General features: G+C 53.2%; 2 tRNA genes and 2 rRNA genes. All 4 read left to right on the forward strand.

Annotation, left to right across the window (positions count from 1 at the left end):
- Positions 1–401 precede the first annotated feature (401 nt).
- Positions 402–1888 (forward strand): 16S ribosomal RNA (locus HT136_RS25870).
- Positions 1889–2067: 179 nt separating this feature from the next.
- Positions 2068–2144, forward strand: a tRNA-Ile gene (locus HT136_RS25875).
- Between the two features lie 25 nt (positions 2145–2169).
- Positions 2170–2245, forward strand: a tRNA-Ala gene (locus tag HT136_RS25880).
- 281 nt (positions 2246–2526) lie between these two features.
- Positions 2527–3752: ribosomal RNA gene (locus HT136_RS25885) — 23S ribosomal RNA — on the forward strand; the annotation flags it as partial.

Here is a 3752-nt window from a genome sequence, read left to right on the forward strand (position 1 = left end):
AAAAAGGGGTTTGACCGAATCAGATCGGTCGCTTAGAGGGCCTCTCACCGCAGCGGAACACGCCGCCAACAACGGCTTCTACCGCGGTCGCCACGATAGTCGGACAGCTAGTCCCCCGGGTCTTAGGAAGCGGGGAACGGATGGTTGTCCGCCTCTTACCGTCTCCGGGCAGGTGAGTGAGTGGATGGATCTTTGACATTGTAGGTTTTTAGATGAAGGGACATGTGGGCGACGGCGCCTGCACCTTGGGAGCTTCGGGCTCTATGGTGCAGTTTAAAACAAGCCGATGCCTAATATGTCCTTCGTTTCCATACGTTTGACAAGTGCAGGTATCGGCTCCCGAAGGTTTCGATGTTTGCGGTTGGCGAGGCTTTGGCTTCGTACCGTGAATGTTGTTTCACAAACTTGAGAGTTTGATCCTGGCTCAGAACGAACGCTGGCGGCATGCCTAACACATGCAAGTCGAACGAGACCTTCGGGTCTAGTGGCGCACGGGTGCGTAACACGTGGGAATCTGCCCTTGGGTTCGGAATAACACAGAGAAATTTGTGCTAATACCGGATGATGACTTCGGTCCAAAGATTTATCGCCCAAGGATGAGCCCGCGCAGGATTAGGTAGTTGGTAGGGTAATGGCCTACCAAGCCGACGATCCTTAGCTGGTCTGAGAGGATGATCAGCCACACTGGGACTGAGACACGGCCCAGACTCCTACGGGAGGCAGCAGTGGGGAATATTGGACAATGGGGGAAACCCTGATCCAGCAATGCCGCGTGAGTGATGAAGGCCTTAGGGTTGTAAAGCTCTTTTACCAGGGATGATAATGACAGTACCTGGAGAATAAGCTCCGGCTAACTCCGTGCCAGCAGCCGCGGTAATACGGAGGGAGCTAGCGTTGTTCGGAATTACTGGGCGTAAAGCGCGCGTAGGCGGCTACTCAAGTCAGAGGTGAAAGCCCGGGGCTCAACCCCGGAACTGCCTTTGAAACTAGGTAGCTAGAATCTTGGAGAGGTCAGTGGAATTCCGAGTGTAGAGGTGAAATTCGTAGATATTCGGAAGAACACCAGTGGCGAAGGCGACTGACTGGACAAGTATTGACGCTGAGGTGCGAAAGTGTGGGGAGCAAACAGGATTAGATACCCTGGTAGTCCACACCGTAAACGATGATAACTAGCTGTCCGGGTTCTTGGAATTTGGGTGGCGCAGCTAACGCATTAAGTTATCCGCCTGGGGAGTACGGTCGCAAGATTAAAACTCAAAGGAATTGACGGGGGCCTGCACAAGCGGTGGAGCATGTGGTTTAATTCGAAGCAACGCGCAGAACCTTACCAGCGTTTGACATCCTCATCGCGGATTAGAGAGATCTTTTCCTTCAGTTCGGCTGGATGAGTGACAGGTGCTGCATGGCTGTCGTCAGCTCGTGTCGTGAGATGTTGGGTTAAGTCCCGCAACGAGCGCAACCCTCATCCTTAGTTGCCAGCATTTAGTTGGGCACTCTAAGGAAACTGCCGGTGATAAGCCGGAGGAAGGTGGGGATGACGTCAAGTCCTCATGGCCCTTACACGCTGGGCTACACACGTGCTACAATGGCGGTGACAGTGGGCAGCAAGTGCGCGAGCACAAGCTAATCTCCAAAAGCCGTCTCAGTTCGGATTGTTCTCTGCAACTCGAGAGCATGAAGGCGGAATCGCTAGTAATCGCGGATCAGCATGCCGCGGTGAATACGTTCCCAGGCCTTGTACACACCGCCCGTCACACCATGGGAGTTGGTTTCACCCGAAGGTAGTGTGCTAACCGCAAGGAGGCAGCTAACCACGGTGGGATCAGCGACTGGGGTGAAGTCGTAACAAGGTAGCCGTAGGGGAACCTGCGGCTGGATCACCTCCTTTCTAAGGATTTTGTCGAAAGCGCTCTTGCTAGACGAGAGAAGAGCTTCGTCAATTCCAAAGAACATGCCGTCGTCCTCATGTCCCTTCATCACTGGAGATAACGCTCACTGGTTGAGCGTTGTACGCCTGAGCTGGCTCACGCCGCCCGCGGCCCACAGGGTCAGTGATGGCAGGCAAGTGGGCCTGTAGCTCAGTTGGTTAGAGCGCACCCCTGATAAGGGTGAGGTCAGTGGTTCGAATCCACTCAGGCCCACCACTTGCCAGACAGTCGACACGACTACGGGGCCTTAGCTCAGCTGGGAGAGCGGTTGCTTTGCAAGCATCAGGTCATCGGTTCGATCCCGATAGGCTCCACCACCCTGCCGCTGGCGGGGTGCTGGTCGTTACAGGCGTTGCAGATTACTCCAGGGATGAAGCGAAACATTATTCGGTCTTCGGACCGGACGCGGGATTTGCCCGCAGATCTTTGACATTGTGAATGGGTTTTTTAATCGATGCCGTGGCGCATGGATTTTTCCAGACGTTGGGAAAATCAAACCATGCGTTACATACAGATTGTATTATCTGGCTGAGATAAATCGTCCGCGCCTAGTACAGCGCAGTCTTTATGCAGGACTGTCGTTGATGGTGTGGATTCTCAAGCGTGAGGTAAGAGCATCTGGTGAATGCCTTGGCATGTACAGGCGATGAAGGACGTGGCACGCTGCGATAAGCGTCGGGGAGTTGTGAGCAAACTTTGATCCGGCGATTTCCGAATGGGGAAACCCACCTTCACCATTTCTCTCGATGGTTGCGCAAGCAGACATTGAGTGAGGTGGATAAGGTATCACCGAGTTGAATACATAGACTTGGTGAAGCGAACCCGGGGAACTGAAACATCTAAGTACCCGGAGGAAAAGACATCAACCGAGATTCCGTTAGTAGTGGCGAGCGAACGCGGACCAGGCCAGTGCTTCATCTTCAGTTAGCAGAACACTTTGGAAAGAGTGGCCATAGTGGGTGACAGCCCCGTATGCAAAAACGATGGATGAAGACTTGAGTAGGGCGGGACACGTGAAATCCTGTCTGAATATGGGGGGACCACCCTCCAAGCCTAAATACTCGTACATGACCGATAGCGAACCAGTACCGTGAGGGAAAGGTGAAAAGCACCCCGATGAGGGGAGTGAAACAGTACCTGAAACCGGATGCTTACAAGCAGTTGGAGCCTCTTTAGGGGGTGACAGCGTACCTCTTGCATAATGGGTCAGTGACTTAATGTACCATGCAAGCTTAAGCCGTTAGGTGTAGGCGCAGCGAAAGCGAGTCTGAATAGGGCGACTGAGTATGGTGTATTAGACCCGAAACCCGGCGATCTAGGCATGACCAGGTTGAAGGTGCGGTAACACGCACTGGAGGACCGAACCGGTGAATGTTGAAAAATTCTCGGATGAGTTGTGTTTAGGGGTGAAAGGCCAATCAAGCCGGGAAATAGCTGGTTCTCCGCGAAATCTATTGAGGTAGAGCGTCGGATATTTGCCGTTGGGGGTAGAGCACTGGATGGATGCGGGGGTCGCGAGATCTACCAATTCTAACCAAACTCCGAATACCAACGAGTCTAGTCCGGCAGACAGACGGCGGGTGCTAAGGTCCGTCGTCAAAAGGGAAACAGCCCTAACCTACAGCTAAGGTCCCCAAGTCATCACTAAGTGGGAAAGCATGTGGGAATCCCAAAACAACCAGGAGGTTGGCTTAGAAGCAGCCATCCTTTAAAGAAAGCGTAACAGCTCACTGGTCTAACTAAGGGTTCCTGCGGCGAAAATGTAACGGGGCTAAAGTGATGCACCGAAGCTTAGGGTTCAGAACTTGTTCTGAGCGGTAGCGG

The sequence above is a fragment of the Novosphingobium profundi genome (genome assembly GCF_018491765.1).
Lineage (GTDB): Bacteria > Pseudomonadota > Alphaproteobacteria > Sphingomonadales > Sphingomonadaceae > Novosphingobium > Novosphingobium profundi.